Below are 23,387 nucleotides of genomic sequence, written 5' to 3' on the forward strand. Positions count from 1 at the left end.
AATGTGTCTCTGTTTTATGTGCAAAACACCACCAGATCCGCGGGGGGGCGGCGTCCTCCACCCGAACCCCCCTTTTGGCGCCCCCATTGAAACCCCAACTCCCCGCGGGGGCTCCCCCCCGCCGCTCTTGTCTCTTGCATGGCGGAAGAACGCCTGCTTCAAGCCGCCTTTGCTTCTGCTTCATGGAGCGCGAAAGAGCGCCCGTCCGCGTCGAAAATATGCAGGTCTCCGGCGTCCGCCGTCAGCCGCAGTGTCGCTCCGCGCTTGATCTCGACATTGCCCGGCAGCTTGGTCACCAGCGGCAGGTCGGCGCGGCCGATGTCGACATAGACGAGCTGGACCTCGCCGAGCTGCTCGACGTAATCGACCGTCCCTTCGAACAAATAGTCGGCGCCGGTGGCAATCATCAGATCCTCCGGCCTCACCCCGAAGCTCACCGCTGCGCCTTTCGCCGACGCAGGCGTTGCGATCGGCACCGTTGCCTTGCGGCCGCCGACATGGCTGACGACCGTCGGGTTGCCGGTCTTGTCGATCGTCGCCGGCAGGATGTTCATCGCCGGCGAGCCGATGAACTGGGCGACGAACAGATTGCCGGGCCGCTTGTAGAGCTCCATCGGCGTGCCGACCTGTTCGATATGGCCTTCCTTCAGCACGACGATGCGGTCGGCCAGCGTCATCGCCTCGACCTGGTCGTGGGTGACGTAGATCATCGTCGTGGCCGGCATCGACTCCTTGAGCTTGGCGATCTCGATGCGGGTGGCGACGCGCAGCGCCGCGTCGAGGTTGGATAGCGGCTCGTCGAACAGGAAGACCTTGGGATTGCGCACGATGGCGCGACCGATGGCGACGCGCTGGCGCTGGCCGCCCGACATCGCCTTGGGCAGGCGGTCGAGATATTTGGTCAGCTGCAGGATCTCGGCCGCCTGGCGCACCCGCTTGTCGATCTCGGCCTTGCTTTCCTTGCCGATCTTCATCGAGAAGGCCATGTTGTCGTAGACGGTCATGTGCGGATAGAGCGCATAGGACTGGAACACCATGGCGATGCCGCGCTTTGACGGCGGCACGTCGTTGACGATCTCGCCGTCGATCTTGAGCTCGCCCGAGGTGATCTCCTCCAGCCCGGCGATGCAGCGCAGCAAGGTCGACTTGCCGCAACCAGAGGGACCGACGAAGACGATGAATTCGCCCGACTTTATGTCGAGGTCGACGCCGTGCAGAATGTTGAGATTGCCATATGATTTCCTCACTTGCCTTAGCGTGACATCGGCCATGGTACCCTCCAGTTCTTCCTTGAATTCAGTCGATACGCCCGAACCAGGCGCCGTAGCCGCCGAGGCGGATAGTGCCGGCGCCAGTCTGTCCCGAAAACCCGTGTCCCGGCAAGGGCTGCAATGAGCGGCCGCCAAGATCGACCTCGGCCGGCTTTGCTCCGAGATTGAAGGCGCAGACGATCTGCTCGTTGCCTTCGCGGCGCGTGAAGGCGACGGTGTCGCCCTCGCTTTCGATGAACTCGATATCACCCTTGGCCAGTGCCGGATGGGCGCGGCGGAAAGCCAGGAAGCGCCGGTAGTGCTCGAGCAGCGAGCCGTCGTCGCCTTGCTGCACATTGACGGCTTGCGCAAGGTGCTTGCTGGGCACCGGCAGCCAGGGCTTTGCCGTCGAGAAGCCGCCATTGCGGGCAGCGCCGTCCCAAACCATCGGCGTACGGCAGCCGTCGCGTCCCTTGAATTCAGGCCAGAAGCGGATGCCGTATGGGTCCTGCAGATCCTCGAAGCCGAGTTCGGCCTCGCTGAGCCCGAGCTCCTCGCCCTGATAGATACAGACCGAGCCGCGCAACGACATCAGCAGCGCCGAGATGACCTTGAGGTAGGCGGTCGGGTCGGGCTCGCCGGCTGCCCAGCGCGAGGCGGGACGCATCACGTCATGGTTGGAGAAGGCCCAGCACGACCAGCCGTCGCTGGCCACCTTGCCGAAGGTTTCCAGCACCGAGCGCACCTTTGCCGCGCTGATCTTCTCCGGCGCCAGGAAGTCGAAGGAGTAACACATATGCACGCGCTTGCCGCCGGCCGTATAGGCCGCCACCACTTCCAGCCCACGCTGCGAATCGCCGACCTCGCCAACTGCGGCCGTCGCCGGGTATTCGTCGAGCAAGGCGCGGAAGCGTTCGAGGAAGCCGAGGTTTTCAGGCCGGCTCTTGTCGTAGAGATGGTCCTGGTAGTTGTAGGGGTTGACGGCCGGCGCCGTCTGGTCGTTGCGCTGCTCGGGCGGCAGCGGCGGATTGTCTTCCAGGCCTTGGCTGTGGAAATAGAAATTGATGGTATCGAGTCGGAAGCCGTCGACGCCGCGCTCCAGCCAGAAGCGGGTGACGTCGAGCAGCGCGTCCTGGACCGCGCGGCTGTGGAAATTGAGGTCGGGCTGCTCGGCCAGGAAATTATGCAGGTAATATTGCTGGCGGCTGGTGTCCCACTGCCAGGCCGAGCCGCCGAAGATCGACAGCCAGTTATTGGGTGGCGTGCCGTCCGGCTTGGCATCCGCCCAGACATACCAGTCGGCTTTTGGATTGCTGCGGCTCGAGCGGCTCTCCTTGAACCAGGGATGGATGTCGGCGGTGTGCGAGAGCACCTCGTCGATCATCACCTTGAGGCCAAGCCGGTGCGCCTCTGCGGTCAGCGCGTCGAAGTCGGCCAGCGTGCCGAACATCGGATCGACATCGCAATAATCCGACACGTCGTAGCCAAAATCCTTCATCGGCGATTTGAAGAATGGCGAGATCCAGATGGCGTCGACACCGAGCGAGGCGATGTAGGCCAGCCGGCCGATCATGCCCCTGAGGTCGCCGATGCCGTCGCCGTTCGAATCCTGATAGCTGCGCGGGTAGATCTGGTAGATCACGGCACCTCGCCACCAGTCGCGATCGATAGCGAGATCTGGCTTCGGGGTGGCCTTCAAAGCGGATTGCATGATCTCAACCTCCTTTCACCGAGCCGGCAAGCAGCCCACGGACGAAATAGCGCTGCAGCGAGAAGAACACGATCAGCGGCACGATGATGGTGACGAAGGCCGATGTCGTCAGGATCTCCCAGTCGCCGCCGCGCGAGCCGAGCAACGCATTGAGCTTGGCGGTAAGCACGATCTGGTCGCCCTCGGTACCAAGGAAAACCATCGCCACCAGCAGATCGTTCCACACCCAGAGAAACTGGAAGATGGCGAACGAGGCCAGCACCGGGAACGACAGTGGCAGCACGATCTTGACGAAGATCTCGAAATCGCTGGCGCCGTCGATGCGCGCCGACTCCATGATCTCGCGTGGCAGGCCGGCGATATAGCTCCTCAGAAGATAGATGGCGAAAGGCAGGCCGAAGCCGGTATGGGCCAGCCAGATGCCGAGATAGGTCTTCGACGGCACGCCGAAGAAGCTGCCGACGCCGTTATAGAGCTTCAACAGCGGAATCAGCGACATCTGCAGCGGCACGACCAGGAGGCCGATGATGACGGCGATGAGCAGGGCCCGGCCAGGAAAGCGCATCCAGGCCAGCGCGTAGGCGGCGAACGCGGCGATCAGGATTGGAATGACGGTCGCCGGAATGGTGACGGTCAGCGAGTTCATGAAGGAGCGGCCGATGCCTTCCGAAAACAGCACCGTGTCGTAATTGTCGGTGGTGAATTTCGGCGGCGCCGACGAGGCGTAATAGACGCGCTGGCCGCGTTCGCTCTCGAAAGCCTTCGGCGAGGTCATGACGAAACTGCCGTCGGCATTGAGTTGCAGGGTGACGCCGTCGCCGAGATCGGCTGTCGAGCCGGCGGGATATTGCGTCGGCGCGGCCGACTTGACGCCAAAGGCGCTGATGTTGCGGGCCGGGCCGTCGCCGAAGATATTGCCTTGCAGGACGAACTTGCCCTCCTTCTCGACCTGCGCCGAGGCTGGCGGCAGCCGGCCGGCTTCCGTCTGGCTGGAACTGGTGAACGAGTTCCACCAGCCCGAAGCGATGATCTGATCCTTGTCGCGCAGTGACGAGACCAGAATGCCGAGCGTCGGGATCGTCCAGATCGCAACGAAGATGAAGACGGCGATGTGGACGCCGAAACGGCTGACAAAGGACTTTCCGGTCGACGCGGCCATCTCAATGCCCTTCCGTCTCTTTGTTCGCCTGGCGGATGTTCCAGACCATGATCGGAATGACCGCGATCATGATGATGATGGCGATGGTGGCGCCGCGGCCGAAATCGCCGCCGCCGCGGAACATCCAGTCGAACATCAGATTGGCCAGCACCTGGCTGTTCCACTGGCCGTTGGTCATGGTCAGCACGATGTCGAAAACCTTAAGCACCAGGATGGTGATGGTGGTCCAGACCACGGCGATGGTGCCCCAGATCTGCGGCACCATGATCTTCCAGAAGATCTGGAAAGGGTTGGCGCCGTCGATGACGGCGGCTTCCAGCGTCTCTTCCGGAATGCCGCGCAAGGCCGACGACAGGATGACCATGGCAAAGCCGGTCTGGATCCAGATCAGGATGACCATCAGGAAGAAGTTGTTCCAGAACGGCAGCGAGATCCAGACCTGCGGCTGGCCGCCGAAATACTGGATGATGGCGTTGAGCAGGCCGATCTGCGTCTGCCCGTCGCCGCGATATTCGTAGATGAATTTCCAGATGACGCTGGCGCCGACGAACGAGATCGCCAGCGGCAGGAAGATCAGGCTCTTGGCGATGGTGCCCCACCAGATCTTGTCGGTGAGCACGGCGATGATCAGCCCGAGGAAGGTGCAGGCGGCCGGCACCACCGCCAGCCAGATGATGTTGTTGAGGATCGAGTTGCGGAACTCGCGGTCGCCGAACGCCCATTGATAGTTGGCCAAGCCGACGAAATGGGCGCCGCCGCGATCAAGGAACGACAGCCTCAGTGTCTCCACCACCGGGTAGATCAGGTAGATGGTGAGGATGATCATCGCCGGGCCGACGAACAGCCAGGGCCGGATCACCCCCTGCCGGCGCAGATTGTTAATCGCCGCCTTGCCGGAAACGCCGCGCGCCGGAAAGATCGTGTCGAGTGCCTTGTTGGCGCCCCAGAAATAGGCGACGCAGCCGCCCACGCCGATGATGATGACGAATATCGCCGAAAAAATCTGAGCCGCCATGGGTCCCTCCCCCTGCGCACGGATCCGCCAGTCGAGAATGGCTTTGGCGACGGGATCATGCGCCGATTCAGTTGTCTGGAGCGCGACCAGCCGGAAAGCAGGTCACTGGGCGCGCGTCATGCCGGAATGCGTTGTGCTCACGACAATCGACGCGACGCCAAGCACCGGATAAGGTCCGGGCCGTTTGAGGCCCGGACCACATCACATTGGGAACTCAAGCCGGCCGCTTACTTGATCGCGTCCCAGCTTTTCTGGATGTCAGTGGCGACGTCCTGGGCGGACTTGCCGCCGACCAGGTCGATCATGCCGGTCCAGAACGCACCGGCGCCGATCTTGCCCGGCATCAGGTCGGACCCGTCGAAGCGGAAGGTCGAGGCGTTGGCCAGGATCTCGCCCTGCTTCTTCAGCGCGTCGCTAGCATAGGCGTCCTTGTTGACCGACTTGAACGGCGTCACGAAGCCGCCCTGTGCCATCCAGATCTCATGAGCGAGCGGCAGCTTCAGGAATTCGATGAACGCGCGGGCACTCTTGCTATCTTTGGTGATCATGGCCAGCGTGCCGGCGCCGAGCACCGGAGTGCCGAGCTCGGGCTTGGAGGCGTAGGGCGGGTAATAGAAGAAGTCGGCATCCTCGCCGATCTTGGTGCCTTGCGGGAAGAAGGTCGGGATGAACGATGCCTGGTGGTGCAGATAGCATTTCGGCGGCACCGAGAAGAGGCCCTTCGGGCTGTCACGGAAATCGGTCGCCGCAACCGCCTTGGCGCCGCCCTCGACCATCTTGTCGTCGGTCGCGATCTTGCCGAAAATGTCGATCGCGTTGACCACTGCCGGATCGTTGAACGGAATTTCGTTCTTAACCCATTTGTCGTAGGTCTCGGGCGTCTGGGTGCGCAGCATGATGTCTTCGACCCAGTCGGTCGCCGGCCAGCCGGTGGCGCCGCCCGAACCAAGCCCGATGCACCATGGCGTGCCGCCGTCGGCGATGATCTTCTTTTCGAGCTCGGCAAGCTCTTCCTGCGTCTTCGGCACCTTGTAGCCCGCTTCCTCGAAATTGTCCGGCGAGTACCAGACCAGCGACTTCACGTCGGCCTTATACGGAAAGGCGAAGAAGCCGGGTTTGCCGTCCTTGTCCTTGAACGTGCCGAGGTCGACCCAGGATTGGCCGGCGCCGTAATTGTCCTTGACCCAGTTGGCCGTGTCGTCGCCGAGCGGCGTCAAAAGCCCCTTCGATGCCAGATCCTGGATCAGGCCCGGCTGCGGCAGCACGGCAATGTTGGGCGGGCTGCCGGCCTGCGTGTCGATGACGATCTGCTGCTCGTAATTCTCCGACGAGGAGTACTTGATCTCGGCGCCGGTGGCTTCGGAGAAGTAATCGAGGACGGTGCGGATAAGCCCTTCGTCCTCGCCGCGCCACGGCCCGAAGATCGTCAGCGTCTCGCCCTTGAGGTCGACCTTCTTGAGCTCCTCGTAGTTGGCCCAGTTGAAACGGGGATCTTCGCCCGGCTTGAACTTCAGTTCGGCTTGCGCCGGCATGGCGAGCGCAAGCGTGGCAAACGCAGCGCCCAGCAGAAGCATTTTCTTCATCGGTATTCCCTCCCAGTGGTGACAAACACCGAACGAAACCTCCATTCCGTCCGCCGGCGCTGCAGGACTGTGACTCAGTCGGAAAGGAACTGCAACCTTTCGTAGAGTCTTCCAAAGCGCTTTGGTGATTTTGATCTCGCCACTGAATTGATCCGGAGTCAAGAGAAAGCCAAATTAATCGATTTAATTTCTGCGGTCGAGTGCCAGCGAAAGTGCGCTGCAGCACAGTTTTCTGGCGGTGCAGCAGCAAATTCGGCTTCAAACCGGTCCGAACCGTGCGTAAGGTCATTGCGCTCGGCGGCGCAGTTCGTAGCGGCCGGCTCGATTCAGATTAAAAGCGCTTTGAGGTTTGGAGGCCTCCGGTGAACCTCAAGCAGCTCTCCCATGTGCTGGCGCTTTCGCAGACTACGGTGAGCCGCGCATTGAACGGCTACCCGGAGGTCAACGAGGAAACGCGCCGGCGGGTGGTCGATGCCGCCAAGCGTCACGGCTATCGCCCCAATCCGAGCGCCCGCCGGCTGGCGACCGGCAAGACCGGCATGATCGGCTATGTGCTGCCGACGGGGACGACCGTCGACATCGACCCGCATTTCGTCGAGTTCCTGTCCGGCCTCGGCGACTATGCGCGTTCGCACGAGCTCGACCTGGTGCTGTCACCGGCCGATGCCGACGACCAGGAGACGACGTACCGCCGCATTGTCGCCAACCGGCAGGTCGACGCGGTCTATATCTCCTCGCCGAGGCCGGCCGACCGGCGGGTGGCGCTGGTCAATACGCTCGGCATTCCTTTCATCGTCCATGGCCGCAGCGAAGGCTTCGATTTCGAGTATCCGTTCACCGACATCGACAATGAGGGCGCCTTCCACGAGGCGGCGCGGCTACTCGTTCAGCTCGGTCATAGGCGTCTGGCGCTGATCAATGGCGACGATCGCGAGACCTTCGCCATCCATCGCGAGCGCGGCGTGCGCCGCGCGCTTGCGGCGAGCGGCCTGGTGCTTCGTGATCAGCATGTCTGTTCGCTCACCATGACCGAGGAGAACGGCTACCGCGCCGCCCGGCGCTTGCTGGAACAAAGCGACGCGCCGACGGCGATCGCCTGCTCCAGCCTGATCATGGCGCTCGGCGTGGTGCGCGCGGTGCGCGATCTCGGCCTGACCATTCCGGGCGACCTGTCGCTGATCGCCCATGACGACGTCTTTCCCTGGCTGAAGCCGGAAAATTTTTCGGTGCCGCTGTCGACGACACGTTCGTCGATCCGCCTGGCCGGCGCACGCATCGCCGAACGGCTGGCGGCGCGGATTTCCGGCCTGGAGGAGGGCGCTCGCGGCGAAGTCTGGCCGGTCGACCTGGTGGTCAGGGGATCGGTCGCCGGCGCGCCGGCCTAGAGGCAATCACTCTGAACGGCCGAGGTCGACTCTTGGCGGCTGTTAGCTAGCCAGCACCAGCGGGTGCGTCCTGGTCTCAGGCCGCGGATTTGAGGTGATCGATGAAGGCGCGCAGCTTCGGCAGGACTTGGCGCTTGCCGGGATGATAAAGGAAGACACCCGGCGTCGTCGTGGCGACGCCGTCGAGCACCGACTGGAGTTTTCCTTCGGCTATCAGACCTTCGGCGAGTGGTCGCGGTGGCTGCGCCAGCCCAACGCCCCGCATCGCAGCCCCGACCAATGTCGAATAGTCGTGCGCAATCAGCGGGCCTGAGACGACCGCTTCGATTGCGCCGTTGCCGTCGATGAACGACCAGGGCGCGATAGCGCCATTCGAGCGGCGCAAGCGTAGGCAGGCGTGGTGGCGCAAGTCGTCGACACGCTCGGGACGGCCGTGGCGCTCGAGATAGTCAGGGCTGCCGACGACCACGAACGAGAACGGCGCTGTCAGCCGCACCGCGACCATGTCGGCGGCGATGAGCTGGCCGAGGCGGATGCCGGCATCGAACCCGCCGGTCGCGAGATCGACCATCTGGTCGCTCACGGCGATCTCCAGTTCGATCTCAGGATAGGCTTGGCAGAACGACGCGAGCAGCGGCTCCAACATCAGCGGCACGATAGCGCGAGGCACAGACAGACGTAGCAGCCCGGTCGGCCGCTGGCCGATATCGCGAGCAGCCTCGCCGGCCGCAACGAGCTCCTCGAATGCCGGGCCGGCACGGTCGAGGAACCGCTGGCCAGGTTCGGTTAAACCAACGCTCCGCGTCGTGCGGACGAACAGCGCCGTGCCCAGGCGGGCTTCCAGCGCGCGCACCGCTTGGCTCACGGCGGATGGTGTCACGCCGAGATCGGCGGCGGCGCGGCGGAAGTTACGGCGCCTGGCGACGGCCAGGAACGCCTCGACGCCCTCCAGCGCACCATGTCGGACTGTGTAGTTCTGCTTCATAGGTTGTTGTGATTACACCGGATAGTCGAATTGCGGTAGCGGGCTTAAAGCCGCGTGAATCAACTGTGAGGAAGCCAAATGTCCACGGAAATGGTGTTCCAAACCCACCTTGTTCTCGGCTACGTCGCGTGGCTGCTTTGCTTCGGCGCGTACGGTTTGCCGTGGCTCAGGTCGATGGACCGGGTCGCGGCGCAACGCGCCATCGCCACGCTTCACAGCTTCCGCTTCTTCGGGCTCGTCTTCATGGTTCCAGGCGTCGTAAGCCCCAATCTGCCCACCGACTTCGCCGTATTCGCCGCCTACGGCGATTTCGCGACTGGCGTGCTGGCCATGCTGGCGCTGCTCACGGTGAGGATACGCCCGCTCTTCTGGCCGTTGGTCGTCGCCTTCAATGTCGTAGGGACGGTCGACCTCATCGTCGACTATTACCACGCCATTCAGATCGGCCTTCCTGCACGCGCAGGCGAACTGGGCGCCACCTACGCGATCCCGATCATCTACGTACCGCTGCTGATGATAACGCACATCGCCGCATTCTATTTTCTCCTACGTCCTCAGCAAAACGCGACTTGAGCGGGCTATTCCTTCGCCGCTTCGGCCGCCTTGGTGTCCAGCAGGCCAAAGCCGAAATCATTGTCGCGCCCCTTGGGGCCGAGATCCTTTGCCGTGGCGGCAAGTGCTTTCTCGACCCAGTCGGCGGAGCGGTCGGGCGCGGCATGCAACAGATTGGCGATCGCGCCGGTCACGATCGCCGCGGCGAAGGACGTCCCGGTCACCACGTCCGAGCCGGCGCCGCTCGGCGCCACCATCTCGACGCCGGGAGCGGAGATGAAGACGTAGGCGCCGCGATTGGCCTGCGGCATCAGCCCGTCCTTGGCATCGGTGGCCGTCACCGCGATCACGCCGACGAAGGCGGCCGGATAACCATAGGGCGCCTTCGGTCCGTTATTGCCGGCGGCCGCAACCAGCACGATGCCAAGCGCGCGCGCATTGCGGCAGGCGATGCCGAGCAGGTCGTTCTTCGGACCGACGAAGCTCATATTGATGATGCGGACATCCTGCTCCGCCGCCCAGTCGAGCGCCGAAAGGATGACGTCCATGGTCGACTTGCCGCCCTCGAAGGCGCGGGCATGATAGATCCTGGCGCCCGGCGCCATGCCTTTGAACGCGCCGGTGCCGGCGATCAGTCCATCGACCGAAGTGCCGTGGTCGCGCGCCTTGATCGGCACGTCGGGCATGGCATCGAACTGCCCGGCGATGACGCCGGAGAGCGCCGGATTGCCGTCATCGATGCCGGTGTCGATGACGCCGACGCGCACATTCCCGCCGCTGGCTTTGTCGGCATCGAGCGCGATGCGCTCGAACGCATAATTGACGATGCTGGCCGCCTGCTGCAGCGAGTAGACATGGTTGGCCTCACGCCGCAAAGTACGGCCGTCGGCGGCAAGTTGCGCCAGCACGACGCCGACCGGGCGGCCATCGGGAATGCCGAAGCGCACCAGCGTGTTGCCGAGCAGCCGCGACTGCCGCTGCGAGCGTATCTCGAGGCCGAACGAGGCCGCGATCTGCTGGACCGCGCCGGCGTCGCCATTGACGGTGACCAGCACCTCGTCGGGCACGAAATCGCCGGTCACGGCGCGCGGCGGCTCGGTTGCCACAGGATCGGTCGGCGCAACCACCGCACCGCCCGGCGCGGCAGCCTGTATTGCCGGCGCGACGGCGGGTGGGGCCGCAGTATTGCCAGGAGGTATCGGCGCCTCGGTGACTACGGCAGGATTGGGGAACAGGTCGACAATCAAGCCCGGAAAAAACACCGCGCCCGTCGTTCCATGAGCCGGCGCTTTGCCGCCATCCTTCATGCCGCCACCATCCTTGGCGCAGTCGGCGTTGGCAGCATTTCCCTGGTTCAGGCAGTCGATCTCCACCTGGGTGAGGTTCGGGTCATTGGTCTGCGCCATTGCGGACGCGGCGAAGTCATCGCCGCCGTCAATCGAATGACCGCCTCAGCCGCCATCAGCCGGTTTCCTTCCCTCCAGCGCAGCTTCGGTGAAAGGCTGGGCGGCGATAAGGCCAAGCAGCTTCTGATAGTCGGCGGCGGTCTTGGCCGGGACGCCGACGCGGAAGACGCCGTCGGCGGTCGGCCCGCCGGCGATCTTCAACTGGTTCTGGTCGAGAAAAGCGACGATGTCGGACAGCTTCGCATCCGGTTTGAACTTCACCAGTGCAAACGGCATTTTGGCCAGACCGTCCTCCGATCCGGCAATCTCGAAATCGCCACCTCTGTTGCCGGTCTGCACAAAGGATTGCGCGACGACCAGGGCCAGCAGCACCGCGGCCGCGGCCCAGGCGACGCCGGCGGGCACCGCCATGAAGCGGCTCCAGGCTTGCGCCAGCCAGGACGATGCCGCAGGCGCGCGGGACGGGCCGGCCTCGGCGTCGAGCGCCTTGGCAAAGCGGCTGAGCGCATCGGCCGGCGGGCGGATTGCCTCGTTTGCGGCAGCGGTGCCGGAGAATTCGGCCTCGGCCTCGCCTAGTGCGGCCATCGCCGCCGGATCGCTCGCCAGCCATTCCTCGATGGCTTCGAGCTCGGTGCCCTCCAGCGAGCCGTTCAGATAAAACGGCAGCAGCATTTCCATTTCGTCGCGGCGTGACATTTTTTCAGCGGCGCTCATGGCCACCCCCTGTCGTAACCGGCGGCCTTGAGGGCTTCGCCGAGTTTCTTGCGGGCGTAGAACATCCTGGTCTTGACCGTTGCGACCGGGATGCCGAGTACCTCGCCGATCTCGCTCACCGATTGCCCGTGATAATAGGCAAGGTCGATCACCGTGCGGTGCTCTTCCGGCATGGCATCGATAAAGCGTCGCAAGGCGGCGGCCTTGTCTTCCTTCATCGTCACGACTTCCGGCGTGTCGGCGCCGTCGGCGACCTGGGCCGCGTCATGGTCGTCGATCCAGTCTTCCTTCTTCTTGCGCAGCAGGGACAGCGCCTTGAAGCGGGCAATGCCGAGCAGCCATGTCGAGACCTCCGAGCGCCCCTCGAAGGCCGGTGCCTGCCGCCAGAGTTCGAGGAACACCTCGTTCGCGATATCGTCGGCCATCAGTTCCGATCCCGTCTGGCGTGCCACGAAGCGGTAGACCCGCGCGTGGTGGCGCATGAACAGGAGCCGCACGGCGGCACGGTCGCCTTTCGCGGCCCGCTCGACAAGCGCGCGATCGGTCTCCGCGGCCGTCATCGCCGGTCGAGCCGCCTGGCTCCTGCCTGCTCTGTCGCTGATCGGCCCAAAAAGGTTCACCGCATCCGCCCGTATATTTGCGGAGGCTAACTGAAGAGCGGGAGCGTTGCCAGAGGGAGAAGAGGGCGCGCGCTCAACTCAGGAACGGCTCTGCCTTCATCGTCGCCGGCACCGGCACGCCGAGGCGCGCAAGCACCGTCGGCGCGAGCTGCAGCTGATCGAGCAGCGTATTGGCTTCCGGACCCTCGCCGGATCCGAAGTAGTAAAGTGCGAAATCCTGCATCTCCTCGTCGTGGCCGCCATGATGGCCGCGATCGGTCTGGCCATGATCGGCGGTGACGATCACCTCGTAGCCGGCTTCCCGCCAGCGCGGCAGAAAGCCGGCGAGCATGGCGTCCATTGCATAGACGGCATGATCCATCTCGTGGCAGTCATGGCCGAAGCGGTGGCCCATCGAGTCCAGAGTACAGCTGTGCAGGATGCCGTAGTCGATGCCGTAGCGCCTGGTCAGCATGGTCAACGTCGCGAACAGGTCGACGTCGCTCGGCGTCATCTGGTTCCTGGCATTGTAGCCGGTCATGGTGTGGAACCGGCCATGGCTGATCGGCCTGCCCGGCTGGTCGAACTCCATGTCCTCGACCAGATCGAACGGATAGGCCCGGAAGAATTCGGACCAGTAGGAGTGGGTGACCGCACCGGTCTTGCCGCCGGCCCTACTGACTTCGGAAAAGATGTCCGGCTGTTCGACGCGAAACCGGTTCTCGTTCGACAGGATACCGTGCACTTGGGGCGGCACGCCGGTGTGGATCGAGGCATAGCAGGATGCCGAGGTCGACGGCAGCACGGAACGCATTTTCCATACGCGGGCTTCGCCTGATTGCACCCAGCCTTCGAGATTGCCCATCAGCCGTCGCCAGTTCCGGTAAGGCACGCCGTCGAGGATGATGAGCAATAGTTTTGTGTCGAGCGCCACGGAGTGTCTAATTTCCCGCGCTGGCCATGCGCCGTCCCTTGATCGCCTTTTCCAGCCAGCCGATCTCCATTTCGGGCACCGACGATAGCAAAAGATCGGTGTAGGCATCGAAGGGCGGCGTCAGCACCTTGCTCTTGGCCCCATAGCGCACCACTTCGCCGCGATACATCACGGCGATCGAATCGGCGATCGACTTGACCGTGGCCAGGTCGTGGGTGATGAACAGATAGGCGACGTTTTCCTCTTTCTGCAGCCCGAGGAGCAGCTCCAGTATGCCGTGGGCGACCAGCGGATCGAGCGCCGAGGTCACCTCGTCGCAGATGATCAGCTTCGGCTTTGCGGCGAGCGAGCGGGCGATGCAGACGCGCTGCTTCTGGCCGCCCGAAAGCTCGGCCGGATAGCGGTCGACATAGCCTTTGCCCATTTCGATCTTGTCGAGCAGTTCCGCGACACGGGCGTCACGTTGCCTTCCGCGCAGACCGAAATAGAATTCCAGCGGCCGGCCGATGATGGTGCCGACCGTCTGGCGCGGGTTCATCGCCACGTCGGCCATCTGGTAGATCATCTGCAGTTGGCGAAGATCCTCTTTCGGCCGGTCGGCAAGCCGGTTGGCGAGCGGCCGTCCGTCGAAGGTGACGGTGCCTTGTTCGGGCGGCAAGAGGCCGGTGATGGCGCGCGCCAGTGTCGATTTGCCGGAGCCGGACTCGCCGACCACCGCCAGCGTCTGGCCGGGGAAAATATCGACCGAGACGTTCTTCAGCACCTTGATGTGACTGCGGCCATAGGCGGCGGTGATGTTCTTGACCGACAGGAACGGGCTCGTGCCAGGCTTCTGCTCCTGGTGTTCGATCTCATGCACCGAAACCAGCGCGTTGGTGTATTCCTGGCGCGGCTCCTTGATGATCTGGCGGGTGCCGCCCCATTCGACCAGCCGGCCGTGGCGCAGCACCATGATCTCGTCCGAGACCTGGGCGACGACGGCAAGGTCGTGAGTGATGTAGAGCGCCGCGACATGCGTGTCGCGGATGGCATCCTTGATCGCCGCCAAGACGTCGATCTGCGTCGTCACGTCGAGCGCCGTGGTCGGCTCGTCGAAGACGATCAGGTCGGGTTCCGAGCACAGCGCCATTGCCGTCATCACGCGCTGCAGCTGACCGCCCGAGACCTGGTGGGGAAAGCGCTCGCCGATGCTTTCGGGGTTCGGCAGGCTGAGCTTCTTGAACAGCGCCACGGCGCGCTTTTCGGCTTCGGCCCGCGTCGCCGTGCCGTGCAGGAGTGCTGCCTCGACCACCTGGTCCATCAGCCTGTGCGCCGGATTGAAGGCGGCTGCCGCCGATTGCGCGACATAGCAGACCTCGCGGCCGCGCAATTTGCGAAACCCTTCGTTGCCGCCCTTCAAGATGTCGCGGCCATTGAGGATGACCTCGCCGCCGGTGATGCGCACGCCGCCGCGGCCGTAGCCCATCGACGACAGGCCGATGGTCGATTTGCCGGCGCCGGACTCGCCGATCAATCCGAGCACCTTGCCCTTTTCGAGCGTCAGCGAGACATCGTGCACCAGCACGATGTTCTTCGGCGCCTCACCCGGCGGATATACCGTGGCCTCGATGCGCAGATTGCGGATGTCGAGCAGCACGCCGGACTTTGGTTGCCCGGGCTTCGGTTGCCCGGGCTTCGGTTGCTTGTCAGCCATTAGCCGCGTCCTCCCTTCAGGCTTGTCGTGCGGTTGAGCACCCAGTCGGCGACGAGATTGACGGAAATCGCCAGCGCTGCGATCGCCGCCGCCGGAATGAGGGCGGCGCCTATGCCGAAGACGATGCCATCCTTGTTTTCCTTGACCATGCCGCCCCAATCGGCGTCCGGCGGCTGCACGCCAAGCCCGAGGAAGGACAGCGTCGACAGGAACAGTACGGCATAGATGAAGCGCAGGCCGAGTTCCGAAACCAGCGGCGACAGCGCATTGGGCAGGATTTCCCGGAAGATGATCCAGCCGCTGCCTTCGCCGCGCAATTTGGCCGCCTCGACATAGTCCATGACGTTGATGTCGACGGCGACCGCCCTCGACAGGCGGTAGACGCGGGTCGAGTCGAGAATGCCCATGACCAGGATCAGTGTCACCAGATTGGATGGCAGCACCGACAGCACGACAAGGGCCATGATCAGTGTCGGGATTGACATCAGGAGATCGACGAGACGCGACAGAAGCGTGTCGAACCAGCCGCCGAAAACCGCTGCCGAAAAGCCGAGGATGGCGCCGAGCGAGAAGGACAGCGCGGTCGCCAGCACCGCGATGAACAGGGTGATGCGGGCGCCGTAGATCATGCGCGACAACAGATCGCGGCCGAGATTGTCGGTGCCCAGCCAATGCGCCGCCGACATCGGTTCCCAAGGGACGTCGCTGACGATCTCGGCATTGCCATGCGGCGCGATCCACGGCGCAAAAATTGCTGCCAGCACGAACAGCGCCGTCAGCACGATGCCGACCAATGCCGGGATGGGGATGCGTTTGATGACGAGCATACCCGCCCCCCTCATTTCGGATGTCTGAGGCGCGGATTGGCGACGATCGCCGCTATGTCCGCGATGATGTTCAGGCTGATGTAGACGGCGGCGAAGATCAGCCCGACCGCCTGCACCACCGGCACGTCACGCTTGGTGACGTGGTCGACGAGGTATTGGCCCATGCCTGGATAGACAAAGATAACTTCGACCACGACGACGCCGACGATCAGGTAAGCGAGATTGAGCATGACGACGTTGATGATCGGCGCAATGGCATTGGGGAAGGCATGCCTGCGGATGACCGCGAAGGCCGAAAGCCCCTTGAGTTCGGCGGTTTCGACATAGGCCGACTGCATGACGTTGAGGATCGCGGCGCGCGTCATGCGCATCATATGGGCTAGCACCACCAGGGTCAGCGCCGCCGCCGGCAGTGCGATGGCCTGAATGCGTTCGCCGAAAGGCATCCCGTCATAGACAGTGGAAATGGCGGGAAACCATTGATGTTGCACCGCGAAGAAAAAGACGAGCACATAGCCGACGAAGAATTCCGGGAAGGACGTCGAGGCCAGCGCCAGTCCCGAGATCAGCTTGTCGACCCAGCCATTGCGGTAGCGCACCGCGATCAGCCCGAGGATGATCGCCAGCGGCACCGCGACGACCGCCGCCCAGAAGGCGAGGAACAGCGTGTTCCACAGCCTTCCCTTGATAGAGGTTGCGATATCCTGACCGCTCGACATAGCCGTGCCGAGATCACCGGTCAGAATGCCGCCGAGCCAGCGAAAATAACGGATGTAGGCGGGATCATTGAGGCCGAGCTGCTCGCGCAGATTGGCGAGCGACTCCGGTGTCGCCGACTGTCCGAGGATGGCTTGAGCGACGTCGCCGGGCAGGATCTGGGTGCCGGCGAAGATCAGGACCGAAACGGCCAACAGCAGCAGAATGCCCAGCGCAATGCGCTGGGCCACCAGTTTCACGATGGGTGAGGACATATCCGCAAGGCCGGGCTCAGGCTTCGAGCCAGCACTTCGCCAGAGCATATCCGTTCATCAACTCCTGATGCGGATCATCCACCCACCCGGCAACCTTGGCGCCCGTCGCGTCGATAAACTGATTGAACATCGGCAGGATCAGGCCGCCCTCGTCGCGCACCATCACAGCCATGTCGTGGTACATGGCCTTGCGCTTGGCCTCGTCGAGCTCGGCGCGAGCCGCCAGCACCATCTTGTCGAAATCCGGACGCTTGAACCGTGTGTCGTTCCAGTCGGCCGTCGACAGATAGGCAGTCGAGTACATCTGATCCTGCGTCGACCGGCCGCCCCAGTAGGAGGCGCAGAAGGGCTGCTTGTTCCAGACTTCCGACCAATAGCCGTCGCCCGGCTCGCGCTTGATCTCCAGCGTGATGCCGGCCTTGGCAGCACTCTGCTGGAACAGCTGTGCAGCATCGACGGCACCGGGGAAGGCGACGTCCGACGTCCGGAGCAGGACGGCACCGTCATGGCCCGACTTCTTGTAGTGGAACTTGGCCTTGTCGGGATCGTATTTGCGCTGCTCGATCTCGGTGAATAGCGGGTACGATGCATTGATCGGGAAGTCGTTGCCGAGCGAGCCATAGCCACGCAGCACCTTGTTCAGCATCTCCTCGCGGTCGATCGCCAGCTTCAACGCCATCCGCAAATCGTTGTTGTCGAACGGCGCGGTGTTGCAGTGCATGATGAAGACGTAGTGGCCGGGTCCCGAATGGTTGCGGATGGTGACGCCGGGCACGCGCTTGATCAGATCGACGATCTTCGGCTCGACGCGGTTGATCATGTGGACCTGGCCGCCCTGCAGGGCGGCCGTACGCGCCGTGGCGTCGTTGATGACGATGATCTCTATCTGGTCGGCATGGCCCATCTTGTCGCCCTGCCAATAATTGGCGAAGCGCTCGCCGCCATGGCGCACGCCGGGCTCGTTGGTGGTGACCTTGTAAGGACCCGCCGAGATGCCGGCATCGGCCTTGTCCTTGCCGCCATTCGGCTGAATGATCAGGTGATAGTCGCTAAGCAGGTAGGGCAGGTCGGCATTCGGCTCCTTCAGCGTCAGCACCACTTCCTTGCCGCTGGCCTTGATGCTCTCGATGCCTTTCATGTAACCGAGCGCACCGGACTTTGACTTCTCGTCCGAATGGCGTTCGAGGGTGGCGGCCACGTCCTCTGCGGTCACCTTCTTGCCGTTGTGGAACTCGACGCCATCGCGGATCTTCAGCGTCCAGGTCTTGGCGTCGTCCGACGAGCCGATCTCTTCGGCGATGCGGTTCTCGAGCTTGCCTTCGGGAGACAGTTCGACGATCAGTTCGCCCCACATCTTGCCGAAGGCGAACGGCACCTGCGTCATAAACAGCGCCGGATCGAGGCTGTTGGTGGACTCGCCACCGACCAGGCCGGCCTTGAGCGTGCCGCCCTTGACCGGACCCGCCGCGCGGGAAGCGCTGGATAGCAGCGAATTGGCGATGGTTGCGGTGACGCCAAGCGCTGCTGCCCGGCCGAGAAAATCGCGACGGCTCAGCTTGCCGGACGCAACGCGCCGGCTCAGATATTCCAGTTCGTTTGACATGTTGAGTTCCTCACTCTGTTGGTCCGACCTTATGGTCGTTTTTCTCATTTCTATCGGGAGAATAATGACCGTAAGGGAAAGCGGTAAGCAAGACCGAATGCGACATGCCGTGGCGTAAATCGTGCGTCGCAATTGGACCAATCGCTATAAGCGCTCAAAGTAGCACGCGCGGGATTTTCTCCTCGAAATTGCGCTCGAAGACGAGTTTCTCGCCTTCATAGGCTTCAATTCTGGCGCTAACCACGAAGCTTTGCGCGTCGGACCGCATTTCGGCGAAGGTTTCGGTGCGCACCGACCATCCATTTCGCGACAGCGTCTGGCTCCAATGCGTCTTGCCCGAGGCTGACAGCGGATTGTCAGGATGGATCACCCATGTCTCCCTGGCGAGGCTCCCGTGGGCGAGGCCATGCTCCAGGTCGCGCACCTCACCGAAATCGTCGACGATGGAAACCGTAATCATTCCGGTCTTTTCGTCGCGATCGACATGACGCTCGGAATTGGCGGGCCGAAGCGTCTCCGTTGCCCAGGGCGCAGCACCTTCGGGAGCGGGGAAGGTGACCTCGTCGCCTGTCGCTGGCGGGCGTACCGGCAGCATCAATGTCGCGGCCGACAATTCGAGCCGGACCGGCTCCGGCGACGGCCAGATCATCGGCCAGTAGGCGTTCGAAACGGCAACGCGCAAGCGATGGCCGACCGGCACGCGATAGGCGCATTGGTCGAGCACCACCCGGGCGCTGACGGTTTCGCTGGGCACCAGCGCTTCGGGAAATTCGTGCGAGTTGCGATGCGTCAGGTTGAGCATGCCGTACGAGATCAGCTCCGATGCCCCGTCCGGATGGACGTCGCACAGCCGAACCGCGATGTTCGCCTGGCGCCGGTCCGACGAGACCCTGACCACAACTTCGGGAGCACCGACAATGTCGATCGTTTCGGTCAGCACCGGCTGGTCGAAGCACACCGACAGCGCATCGTCGGGGCGCTGGTCACCCGGCAGTTCCGGGCCGAAGGTGAAGGGGAAATATTCGCCGCCGGCGAGGCCGCAGCTTTGCGGCGAAGCGACGATAGCGTGGTTGCCTTCAGCGATAAGCTCAACCTCTTGCGTCTTGATGTTGGGTGACGGCCATTCCGATTCAGCGACCCAGCGGCCCGGCCGCTCGGGATGCCAGCGCGCCGGACGCACGCTGTCCATGACATAGGCGCGGTAGGCGGGGTCGGCCTCGACGCCGGTGTCGATGTCCTTCAGCCAGCGGTCCCACCAGCGCAAGGCCTCCTGCAGGAAGCCGATGCGCGGTTCGGGCGCGGCGTAATGCGGGTATTTGTGGATCCACGGGCCGACGATGCCCTTGACCGGCGCCTCGATATTGACGGCGAGATGGGAAATCGTATTGCGATAGCCATCATGCCAGCCGCCGATCGACAGCACCGCGGCATGGATGGCGGAATAGTCCTCGCAGATCGAGCCGCGCTTCCAATAGGCATCGCGATGCTGGTGCTTCAGCCACAGCGGTGCCAGGAAGGGCTGGTTCTCCAGCCTGGTCAGCCACAGGTCGCGCCATCTGTTGTCGCCGGCCAGCAACGGATCCGGCGGCCTTGACGAATAGGACAGCATGGTCGAGGCCCAGCCGAAATTCTCGATCAGCAGGCAGCCGCCCTTGTAGTGGATGTCGTCGGCATAGCGGTCGACCGTCGAACAGAGACTGATGACCGCCTTCAGCGCTGGCGGCTGCTTAGACGCCACCTGCAGGCAGTTGAAGCCGCCCCACGAAATGCCCATCATGCCGACATTGCCGTTGCACCAGGGCTGGTCCGCCGCCCAGGCGATGACGTCGCAAGCGTCCTGCAATTCCTGCTCGGAATATTCGTCGTCCATCAGCCCTTCGGAATCGCCATTGCCGCGCATGTCGACGCGGATCGAGGCGTAGCCGTGGCCGGCAAAATAGGGATGCGTCAGCTGATCACGATAGATCGTGCCGTCGCGCTTGCGATAGGGCAGGTGTTCGAGGATTGCCGGCACCGGATCGTCGGCAGCATCGGCCGGCATCCACACCCGCGCCGACAGCCGGCAGCCGTCCGGCATGATGATCCCCATATCCGGAAATTCGACGATCTTTCGTGGGAATTCAGTGACGATTTTCATGCGGGGCATAACGCCCCGCAGCGAGGCGACTTTCAATCGCTATTCGCGACTGGAGCAGCAAATTATGCGACCTGTCAGAGAGGCCGCGCGGCTACCGCAACTCGTCCACCAACTCCGGGTGTTTTTCCAACAGCGTCATCAGCTGAATGGTTGGGCCACTCGGCTCGATCAGACCCCGTTCGTATTTGTCGAAAGCGTTCTCGCCGACCTTGAACAGGGATCCTGCCTCGCGCTGCGACAGTTTGAGCTTTGTGCGCACGCGACGGATGGTGGCCGGTGCCGGAACGCCGTCGATCTTTTCTTTGAGGATGCGGCGCGCTGCATCGACGACGGTCATGTCGTCTCCGACATGCACGCCCTCACTTCCCGAAGAGGGATAATAACCCGGCAGCTCGACGATCATGCTCTCGCCCTTGTAAGTCACAGTGAACGGACGCACCCCACGCGTCAGCGTTTCTCCTGTTTCGGGGGAGGTCATGCTATTCGTTCCATTATTTTCTTTCATCGCCATAGTCACTTTCCTTGAACGACATGACTGTGAATTCGGTCACGACGTCCGCCTGAAATTTCACGTAAAGAACCAGGTCGCGTGCTGGCACGTGCCAGACACGATGGTCGGCGAACGTCGTCATCGACGTTACAAACATCTTCCGCGTGATGCCGCCGATCACCTCGACAATACCGGCGCGATCAAAGCCCAGCCCAATGGCATCCCGCAGGGCGGACGTCTTGATTGCCAGCGTGTCGACAGAACCCAACTCGGCCTTGATTGCATCAAGATCGTAAGTGGGTCTGCGTTTCTCCATAACGCAATATGCCACCATAAAGGTGGCAATTCAAGCCATTGAACTTTGCGGCATTCAATTCAGCGGAATGTCGTTTTCGTCCTTGCCGGCCTGATAGGCGCCGGACAATTCGTCATAGCGCGCCGATATTGTGTGGATGCGCGCTTCCAGCCGGCCGCGCTCGGGGTCGGGCAGCGAGCGCACCAATTTGCGGATCGAAAAGCTCTTCCAATAGGCATTCTCGGCATTGTAGCCGCCGGGATCGAGCGTGAAGACCTCTTTCAGGATCTTCAAATCGTGCGGGATGTCGAAGCTGTCGCGCGAGTCCTCGTGGCTGAACAGATAGAAGAAATTGTCGAAGCCGGTCCAGGTGATCGCCGACAGGCAGAGCGAGCAAGGTTCGTGCGTGGCAAGAAAGATCGCGTCCTTGGTATCGACGCGCTCGGCCTTCGGCATTTCGTAGAAGCGCTTCAGGCAGTGCACCTCGCCATGCCAGAGCGGGTTTTCCGTCTCGTTATTGGTTTCGGCAAGCACCAGCGAACGGTCGTCCTTGCGCAGGATCGCCGCGCCGAACAACTTGTTGCCATGCGCGACGCCCTCGGCCGTCTTCGGCACGATGTCGTGCTCTATGACATCGAGCAGGCGGTCGATCAGCGAAATGTCGGTCATCACCGGCTCCCATCGGGAAGATGTATCTCGTAGGCGTGCGAGAAGTGGCACTCTTCGAGGTTGGAGCCGTCACCGCCACGGTCGACGACCACAAAATCTTGGACATCGCCGATCGGCGTCAGCACGCCGTGCCACAAATTGCGCGGATAGTTGACGCCTTGTCCGGGCGCGGTGATGAACGCATGCAGTTCGCCCGGGCCCTCCTCGCCATCATGGCAGACGACGACCAGGAACGGCCGTGGTGACAGCGGGATGAAGGCCTGGCTGCCGAACGGATGGCGCTCCACCATGGTCAGCTTCAACGGCAGCTCATAGGGCGTGCCACGCACCATGGAGATCAGCACGCGCGCATTCGGTCCTCGTGCTTCCGCGGTGGCGAGGTCGTGGTAGCGCTCGGCCTTGCCGCCATTGATCGAATAATGGTTGTCGCCGCCCATATCGATGACGTCGCCGAATTCGGCGAAATTTTCGCGGGTCAGCGGCCGCGCGACGATGCGGGTCATGGTAAAGGTCTCGCGACGCCGGCGCTGCCAAGCTTGGCGTGGCGGTTGACGTCCTTGTAGAGGAGGTAGCGGAATTTGCCTGGCCCGCCGGCATAACAAGCCTGCGGGCAGAAGGCGCGCAGCCACATATAGTCGCCGGCTTCGACTTCGACCCAGTCCTGGTTGAGACGGTAGACCGCCTTGCCCTCCAGCACATAGAGCCCGTGCTCCATGACATGCGTCTCGGCGAAGGGAATGACCGCGCCCGGCTCGAGCGTGACGATGGTGACATGCATGTCGTGGCGCATGTCGGCCGGATCGACGAAGCGCGTGGTCGCCCATCGGCCTTCGGTACCCGGCATCGGCGTCGGCGCGATGTCCTGTTCGTTGACGAAGAACGCTTGCGGCGGCTCGATGCCGTCGACTGCATCATAAGTCTTGCGGATCCAGTGGAAGCGGACGGCGGCGCCGCTTTCATTGTGCACCGTCCACCCACTCGCCGGCGGCAGGAAGGCAAAGCCGCCCGGCCTTAAGCTATGTTTCTTGCCGGCAAGCGAAACGCTTAGCTCGCCTTCGACCACGAACAGCGCACCTTCGGCGGCGGCGTCAAGCTCAGGGTGGTCGCTGCCGCCGCCAGGCGCGAGCTCGACGATATATTGCGAAAACGTCTCGGCAAAACCCGACAGCGGCCGCGACAGCACCCAGACGCGCGTCCCATCCCAGAACGGCAAGGCGCTGGTGACGATGTCCTGCATCACGCCTTTGGGGATGACGGCATAGGCCTGTGTGAACACAGCGCGGCCGGTCAGCAATTCGCTCTGGCCGGGATGTCCGCCCTGCGGCGCATAATAGGTTCGCTCGGCCATTTTCATCATATCCATAAATTCAAGCCTGTTGCGGAAGCCAGGGCCTATCGCGGCAGCCAAA

At 63.0% G+C, this 23,387-nt stretch carries 22 protein-coding genes; 2 read left to right on the forward strand and 20 right to left on the reverse strand.

All coding sequences use genetic code 11. The annotated features are described in order from the left end of the window. Nucleotides 1–158: 158 nt before the first annotated feature. From NKH16_RS07240 to NKH16_RS07260, 5 genes are all read right to left on the reverse strand, one after another. Entirely contained in the window at nt 159–1,271 is a 1,113-nt protein-coding gene (locus NKH16_RS07240; protein ID WP_352469836.1) for an ABC transporter ATP-binding protein, read from the reverse strand. A 25-nt stretch (nt 1,272–1,296) separates the two neighbouring features. Then, nucleotides 1,297–2,961, reverse strand: coding sequence for a beta-galactosidase BglA (gene bglA, locus NKH16_RS07245; protein ID WP_352452252.1), 1,665 nt, complete (start codon nt 2,959–2,961; stop codon nt 1,297–1,299). A 4-nt stretch (nt 2,962–2,965) separates the two neighbouring features. Next, nucleotides 2,966–4,120, reverse strand: coding sequence for a carbohydrate ABC transporter permease (locus tag NKH16_RS07250; RefSeq protein ID WP_352452251.1), 1,155 nt, complete (start codon nt 4,118–4,120; stop codon nt 2,966–2,968). A gap of 1 nt (nt 4,121) precedes the next feature. Next, on the reverse strand, nt 4,122–5,135 hold the full coding sequence (locus NKH16_RS07255; protein WP_023680221.1) for a carbohydrate ABC transporter permease: 1,014 nt from the start codon (nt 5,133–5,135) through the stop codon (nt 4,122–4,124). A gap of 227 nt (nt 5,136–5,362) precedes the next feature. Beyond that, a complete protein-coding gene (locus NKH16_RS07260; RefSeq protein ID WP_352452249.1) occupies nt 5,363–6,718 on the reverse strand; it encodes an ABC transporter substrate-binding protein in 1,356 nt (451 codons plus the stop codon). Nucleotides 6,719–7,080: 362 nt separating this feature from the next. Between NKH16_RS07260 and NKH16_RS07265 the strand changes: the two genes are divergently transcribed. After that, complete coding sequence (locus tag NKH16_RS07265) at nt 7,081–8,103, forward strand: substrate-binding domain-containing protein (RefSeq protein WP_352452248.1); 1,023 nt, start codon at nt 7,081–7,083, stop codon at nt 8,101–8,103. A 76-nt stretch (nt 8,104–8,179) separates the two neighbouring features. Here the strand turns inward: NKH16_RS07265 and NKH16_RS07270 are convergent, their stop codons facing one another. After that, complete coding sequence (locus tag NKH16_RS07270) at nt 8,180–9,088, reverse strand: LysR family transcriptional regulator (protein WP_352898830.1); 909 nt, start codon at nt 9,086–9,088, stop codon at nt 8,180–8,182. 78 nt (nt 9,089–9,166) lie between these two features. Between NKH16_RS07270 and NKH16_RS07275 the strand changes: the two genes are divergently transcribed. Beyond that, a complete protein-coding gene (locus NKH16_RS07275) occupies nt 9,167–9,661 on the forward strand; it encodes a DUF8737 domain-containing protein (protein WP_352452246.1) in 495 nt (164 codons plus the stop codon). Nucleotides 9,662–9,666: 5 nt separating this feature from the next. Here NKH16_RS07275 and NKH16_RS07280 read toward each other — a convergent pair whose 3' ends face one another. The 14 genes from NKH16_RS07280 to NKH16_RS07345 all read right to left on the reverse strand — a co-directional run bounded on the left by NKH16_RS07280 (nt 9,667) and on the right by NKH16_RS07345 (nt 23,326). Then, a complete protein-coding gene (locus NKH16_RS07280; protein ID WP_502911675.1) occupies nt 9,667–11,046 on the reverse strand; it encodes a S8 family serine peptidase in 1,380 nt (459 codons plus the stop codon). A gap of 45 nt (nt 11,047–11,091) precedes the next feature. Next, on the reverse strand, nt 11,092–11,760 hold the full coding sequence (locus NKH16_RS07285; RefSeq protein WP_352898833.1) for an anti-sigma factor: 669 nt from the start codon (nt 11,758–11,760) through the stop codon (nt 11,092–11,094). Continuing rightward, complete coding sequence (locus NKH16_RS07290; protein ID WP_352898836.1) at nt 11,757–12,320, reverse strand: sigma-70 family RNA polymerase sigma factor; 564 nt, start codon at nt 12,318–12,320, stop codon at nt 11,757–11,759. Before NKH16_RS07290 ends, NKH16_RS07285 begins: the two co-directional genes overlap by 4 nt. 133 nt (nt 12,321–12,453) lie before the next feature. Next, on the reverse strand, nt 12,454–13,293 hold the full coding sequence (locus NKH16_RS07295; RefSeq protein ID WP_352614338.1) for an alkaline phosphatase family protein: 840 nt from the start codon (nt 13,291–13,293) through the stop codon (nt 12,454–12,456). A 7-nt stretch (nt 13,294–13,300) separates the two neighbouring features. Then, complete coding sequence (locus NKH16_RS07300; RefSeq protein WP_352898839.1) at nt 13,301–14,986, reverse strand: ABC transporter ATP-binding protein; 1,686 nt, start codon at nt 14,984–14,986, stop codon at nt 13,301–13,303. After that, the gene (locus tag NKH16_RS07305) at nt 14,986–15,813 is read right to left on the reverse strand and encodes an ABC transporter permease (RefSeq protein WP_352452240.1); all 828 of its coding nucleotides are present in this window, start codon (nt 15,811–15,813) and stop codon (nt 14,986–14,988) included. The genes NKH16_RS07300 and NKH16_RS07305 overlap by 1 nt, the downstream gene beginning before the upstream one ends. An 11-nt stretch (nt 15,814–15,824) precedes the next feature. Then, nucleotides 15,825–16,784, reverse strand: a complete 960-nt coding sequence (locus NKH16_RS07310; protein ID WP_352681491.1) for an ABC transporter permease — start codon at nt 16,782–16,784, stop codon at nt 15,825–15,827. A gap of 16 nt (nt 16,785–16,800) precedes the next feature. Next, nucleotides 16,801–18,387, reverse strand: coding sequence for an ABC transporter substrate-binding protein (locus tag NKH16_RS07315; RefSeq protein ID WP_023676219.1), 1,587 nt, complete (start codon nt 18,385–18,387; stop codon nt 16,801–16,803). Between the two features lie 154 nt (nt 18,388–18,541). After that, a complete protein-coding gene (locus tag NKH16_RS07320; RefSeq protein WP_352898843.1) occupies nt 18,542–20,524 on the reverse strand; it encodes a CocE/NonD family hydrolase in 1,983 nt (660 codons plus the stop codon). A gap of 91 nt (nt 20,525–20,615) precedes the next feature. After that, a complete protein-coding gene (locus NKH16_RS07325; RefSeq protein ID WP_352454756.1) occupies nt 20,616–21,035 on the reverse strand; it encodes a type II toxin-antitoxin system MqsA family antitoxin in 420 nt (139 codons plus the stop codon). Continuing rightward, complete coding sequence (locus NKH16_RS07330) at nt 21,016–21,330, reverse strand: type II toxin-antitoxin system MqsR family toxin (RefSeq protein ID WP_352454755.1); 315 nt, start codon at nt 21,328–21,330, stop codon at nt 21,016–21,018. The genes NKH16_RS07325 and NKH16_RS07330 overlap by 20 nt, the downstream gene beginning before the upstream one ends. Before the next feature lie 54 nt (nt 21,331–21,384). Continuing rightward, nucleotides 21,385–21,978, reverse strand: a complete 594-nt coding sequence (locus tag NKH16_RS07335; RefSeq protein WP_352454754.1) for a nucleoside deaminase — start codon at nt 21,976–21,978, stop codon at nt 21,385–21,387. Beyond that, entirely contained in the window at nt 21,978–22,481 is a 504-nt protein-coding gene (locus tag NKH16_RS07340) for an ureidoglycolate lyase (protein ID WP_352454753.1), read from the reverse strand. The genes NKH16_RS07335 and NKH16_RS07340 overlap by 1 nt, the downstream gene beginning before the upstream one ends. Further along, a complete protein-coding gene (locus NKH16_RS07345; RefSeq protein ID WP_502903558.1) occupies nt 22,478–23,326 on the reverse strand; it encodes a bifunctional allantoicase/(S)-ureidoglycine aminohydrolase in 849 nt (282 codons plus the stop codon). Before NKH16_RS07345 ends, NKH16_RS07340 begins: the two co-directional genes overlap by 4 nt. Nucleotides 23,327–23,387 lie beyond the last annotated feature (61 nt).

The sequence above is a fragment of the Mesorhizobium sp. M1307 genome (assembly GCF_040318155.1).
Taxonomy (GTDB): Bacteria; Pseudomonadota; Alphaproteobacteria; order Rhizobiales; family Rhizobiaceae; genus Mesorhizobium.

Coding starts and splice junctions, on each gene's coding strand:
- NKH16_RS07300 (WP_352898839.1), bottom strand. CDS start 14,986: ATGGCTGACAAGCAACCGAAGCCCGGGCAACCGAAGCCCGGGCAACCA.
- NKH16_RS07255 (WP_023680221.1), bottom strand. CDS start 5,135: ATGGCGGCTCAGATTTTTTCGGCGATATTCGTCATCATCATCGGCGTG.
- NKH16_RS07275 (WP_352452246.1), top strand. CDS start 9,167: ATGTCCACGGAAATGGTGTTCCAAACCCACCTTGTTCTCGGCTACGTC.
- NKH16_RS07330 (WP_352454755.1), bottom strand. CDS start 21,330: ATGGAGAAACGCAGACCCACTTACGATCTTGATGCAATCAAGGCCGAG.
- NKH16_RS07345 (WP_502903558.1), bottom strand. CDS start 23,326: ATGGCCGAGCGAACCTATTATGCGCCGCAGGGCGGACATCCCGGCCAG.
- NKH16_RS07270 (WP_352898830.1), bottom strand. CDS start 9,088: ATGAAGCAGAACTACACAGTCCGACATGGTGCGCTGGAGGGCGTCGAG.
- NKH16_RS07340 (WP_352454753.1), bottom strand. CDS start 22,481: ATGACCCGCATCGTCGCGCGGCCGCTGACCCGCGAAAATTTCGCCGAA.
- NKH16_RS07250 (WP_352452251.1), bottom strand. CDS start 4,120: ATGGCCGCGTCGACCGGAAAGTCCTTTGTCAGCCGTTTCGGCGTCCAC.
- NKH16_RS07310 (WP_352681491.1), bottom strand. CDS start 16,784: ATGTCCTCACCCATCGTGAAACTGGTGGCCCAGCGCATTGCGCTGGGC.
- NKH16_RS07315 (WP_023676219.1), bottom strand. CDS start 18,387: ATGTCAAACGAACTGGAATATCTGAGCCGGCGCGTTGCGTCCGGCAAG.
- NKH16_RS07305 (WP_352452240.1), bottom strand. CDS start 15,813: ATGCTCGTCATCAAACGCATCCCCATCCCGGCATTGGTCGGCATCGTG.
- NKH16_RS07335 (WP_352454754.1), bottom strand. CDS start 21,978: ATGACCGACATTTCGCTGATCGACCGCCTGCTCGATGTCATAGAGCAC.
- bglA (WP_352452252.1), bottom strand. CDS start 2,961: ATGCAATCCGCTTTGAAGGCCACCCCGAAGCCAGATCTCGCTATCGAT.
- NKH16_RS07290 (WP_352898836.1), bottom strand. CDS start 12,320: ATGACGGCCGCGGAGACCGATCGCGCGCTTGTCGAGCGGGCCGCGAAA.
- NKH16_RS07320 (WP_352898843.1), bottom strand. CDS start 20,524: ATGAAAATCGTCACTGAATTCCCACGAAAGATCGTCGAATTTCCGGAT.
- NKH16_RS07240 (WP_352469836.1), bottom strand. CDS start 1,271: ATGGCCGATGTCACGCTAAGGCAAGTGAGGAAATCATATGGCAATCTC.
- NKH16_RS07280 (WP_502911675.1), bottom strand. CDS start 11,046: ATGGCGCAGACCAATGACCCGAACCTCACCCAGGTGGAGATCGACTGC.
- NKH16_RS07285 (WP_352898833.1), bottom strand. CDS start 11,760: ATGAGCGCCGCTGAAAAAATGTCACGCCGCGACGAAATGGAAATGCTG.
- NKH16_RS07325 (WP_352454756.1), bottom strand. CDS start 21,035: ATGGCGATGAAAGAAAATAATGGAACGAATAGCATGACCTCCCCCGAA.
- NKH16_RS07260 (WP_352452249.1), bottom strand. CDS start 6,718: ATGAAGAAAATGCTTCTGCTGGGCGCTGCGTTTGCCACGCTTGCGCTC.